The following is a 3,526-nucleotide window of genomic DNA, read 5'->3' as shown; positions in this document are numbered from 1 at the left end:
CTCAATATCAATAAAATAATTACAACAATACTTTACAAAAGGTTAACATCCAATCAACTATTTCTTAGTATTTACTGGATAAAATGTAACTATAGCAATCCTAATCAACGGTTCATTTTAATAAGTAATTTTCAAATTGGGAGGTAGTTGTATGAATAATTTTCTAAATATTCTGTTTTTAATCTATATCTCAGTAGCCTTTATTCGGATTTTTTATTACTCTTTTTTTAAATCAAAATCTAATAGACATTGAAAGGTTATTTTGCGATCGATGTATCTGTTCATTTAGTGACCTTTACCTAAATTTCCGCAACTTTGCCATATCCATACCTTACACCCACTGACTAATAAACAAAAAAAGAAACCCTTTTGGGCCTCTTTGGTTGAAAACTTACTAGGTTGTTCTAAACTAAACTAATAAGAACATGTCCTCAAATACTTTGTTCCAATTTTTTGATTTAGCAAGTTTCTTTCGCCTGTTAATAAGAATTTCATCATTTATAGTGCCTTCTAATTGTTCGCATATCTTAATAAATTGGTTCGTATTATTGGTATCTAAATGAGCATAAATAGATTCCTCAGCATATTTTTTCGTAGACGGCAAATGCATGCCAAGTACCGACTTCCCCGCTGCCAAAAACTCAAATAACTTTAATGGAAAGACAGCTTGATTATATTGAGATGATTTGTATGGCATGATTCCAATATCAATTAAGTTCATATATTTTGGGACATCGCAAGGTGCGACACTCCCAGTCCATAAAACATTCCCCTCAGTTAATAATTCTTTAAATTTTGGATGATCATTCGTACCATCTGGACCTACAAATAGAAAAAGCCACTCCCGTTTTTTTTGTGCTACTTCCTTAATTAAATCAAAATCTAACTTAGGTTTAATTCCTCCAATAAATCCTAAAACCGTTCCGTCAAAATGATCAGGTAGAATATTCGTCATTTGTGTTAGATTTTTAGCAAACAAATCAAATTCTACCCCATTTTCAAAGGTGAACACCTTTTCCTTCGAACCTAACTTTTCTACTACTCTCATACTTAGATATTCAGAGGTACATGTGATCTTATCTGCCCTTTGAATAATTCGATTTTCTGCTCTGGATATGATGTTCTTTCTAAAATTTGCTAGGATTGAGTTTTTCCCATTGATCGGAGAAGTCCATAAATCACTGCAATCATAAATAACTGTATTCCAAGAAAAGCTTTCTGAAAGTAATGGGAATCCAGGAAAAGTATACCATAAATTAACAGCATACTTTTCCTGAGCTTCTTTTAAATATTGAAATAATGGCTGCAGCTTAGTTTTATGAAATAGACCAATATAGCGCCCAAACCGAAACACTTTATGTGGTAATACATCTTGAATCGTCCATTGTTTTATTCCATTTGACAATCTAGTGTACGGTTCCTTTTTTTGTGTCGGTGTCGGACATAACCAGATGACCTCTTTTGTTTCAGGATGATTCTGAAGGAATTCAGCAAGCCGATGTCTTCGGTACCGTAACTGGTCCTGTGCCCACTCCCCTGTTGCCACCATGATATGGATACTCTTCATTTGTCCCATCCCTTTTTATATTCTTTTTAGTACAGCATGAAAGGCATAATGTGAAAAACACCAAAAAGCTCTGACTACATTTAACTTTTCAACTTTGCGATACACAAACCAATTCATTTTTGCTGCCTTCCACTTGTTTCTCGAAATGGAAGGATTACCGGTCCGATATTCGGCTAAATTTTCATTTAATCCGTATGCATTTATCCCTTTTTTTAAAATGGCTAACCAAGTGGCTAAATCCTGCCGTGTTCGTATGTTAGTCATCTGAATGTTGCCTACCAGCTGCCGATCAATCATGACTGTTAAGCATCCAATAATGGTATTCTTTAACATATCATTGTAGGAAATTTGCGCGGGGGCAGATACCTGTTTGTTCAAAAGGACTCCCTCATTAGTTACTACTTCGTAACCGGTAAATGTAAATGCATAGTTGTTGGTTTGCATGAATGAAACCTGTTTTTGTAACTTTTCTGGTTTCCAGCAATCATCACTATCAAGAAATGCTACATATCTGCCCTTTGCATGCTGTAAAGCTGTGTTTCGGGCAACAGCAGCCCCGCCATTTTGATTTAAAAAAATAACTTGTATTCTTTCATCTTCTTTTTCAATTTGCTCTAATATTTCTGGTGTATTATCAGTAGAACAATCATCGACAATAATCATTTCCCAGTTTTGATAGGTTTGCTTTCTTACAGAATTGATTGTCTGCTCGATAAACAAACTAGCATTGTATGAAGGCGTTATAATTGAGATCAGTGGCTGCTGTGGACTCATAAAATTACCTCCTATTCGAATGACTGTTCCTTGAAAATGACGGGAAAAACGATCCATAAAAAGCTTAATGTTACACCCAATAATATCCCTAATACTGCTCTTTCCTTTGAGTTGAAGGCTCTATTTTCAGTATTAATTGCATTTATATCAGCGGGTTTTAATAATTTGGCTGGTTTCATGTCATTTAGGGCTGTCTTAAGTTCAAATATGAAGCGTTGCTGGTCTACTATTGCCTCAGGTCCTACTTTTTCTTTTGATATGGCCTCAATATAATCTTGAATGAATTTCTGTTTTTCATTGAATTTATCTTGATCGTAGGCCATAAAGGCACTTGTAATTTCATTAAGTACTTGGGCTGTGCTTTCCTCTGAATTATCTGTATACGAAAGGTTAATTATCTTATCTGGGCCTGCAGTTACATGTAAATTCGTACCAATTACCTCAAACTTTTCTTCCCATAGATCTTTCAAATGTTCTTCATAAAACGGGGCGTATGTTAGCAAAATGATGACACTTTTATGATCAGTTAATTCTGGATTATTATAGTTTCCTAATGTTATCGATGTTTCTAATGTATAACTTGATTGGGCTTTTCCTACTGGAATAAGCCATCCGATTACACCTAACAAAATCGTCGTTCCTAATAATAGTAGAAAATATTTGTTCACTCGTTCTTTTAAAATTTGAATCTTATGTCCCATTTAAACCTTACTCCTTAGTAGGATTTTTCTTGTTGATGTTGATTTTTCGTGTCTTTAAGCACAGAAACCGTCGAAATAACTAATCCTAGAAATACCCAATGAAAAAATAAATTACTAATAGAGCTCGGACTGATACTCGAAACAAGAAATCCAATTAGCCCCATCATACACGCTTCAAGTAATCCTTTTTGGTTTCTATTTCTTCCAACTCTATAAAATTTATAAAGACGAATGAAAAGATAGGCATACATAGTTATGTAACCAAGTAAAATACCAATTCCGAAATTACCCATAATTTCCGCAAGCCAATTATGAACTTCTACAACATGATTAGTTGGATAGATGGATTCGTTTTTTAAATAGAATGAGATATTGCCTGCTCCCACCCCGAATCCGAAGCTATCTAATATGTAGTGAAGGGTATTCTTCAGTAAATTTAATCTTGCTATATTAGATGGAAGCCTTCCATTACTAAGATTAAAGG

The 3,526-nt window shown here is 34.3% G+C and carries 4 protein-coding genes; all 4 read right to left on the bottom strand.

The window, feature by feature from the left end:
- Positions 1-409: 409 nt before the first annotated feature.
- Positions 410-1,567: a teichuronic acid biosynthesis protein TuaH gene (gene tuaH, locus V7659_RS31190; protein ID WP_438825881.1), complete on the bottom strand. Its 1,158-nt coding sequence runs from the start codon at positions 1,565-1,567 to the stop codon at positions 410-412.
- Positions 1,568-1,582: 15 nt separating this feature from the next.
- A complete protein-coding gene (tuaG, locus tag V7659_RS31185) occupies positions 1,583-2,341 on the bottom strand; it encodes a teichuronic acid biosynthesis protein TuaG (RefSeq protein WP_335543864.1) in 759 nt (252 codons plus the stop codon).
- Between the two features lie 11 nt (positions 2,342-2,352).
- Entirely contained in the window at positions 2,353-3,042 is a 690-nt protein-coding gene (locus tag V7659_RS31180) for a hypothetical protein (protein ID WP_335543863.1), read from the bottom strand.
- Between the two features lie 14 nt (positions 3,043-3,056).
- Positions 3,057-3,526, bottom strand: a 470-nt coding sequence (locus V7659_RS31175) for an O-antigen ligase family protein (protein WP_335543862.1), incomplete at its 5' end; no start/stop codon positions are given.

The organism is Neobacillus drentensis, from assembly GCF_036966985.1.
Taxonomy (GTDB): Bacteria; Bacillota; Bacilli; order Bacillales; family Cytobacillaceae; genus Neobacillus; species Neobacillus drentensis_E.
The sequence above is the reverse complement of the archived record's forward strand: the minus strand, read 5'-3'. Positions and strand labels throughout refer to the sequence as shown.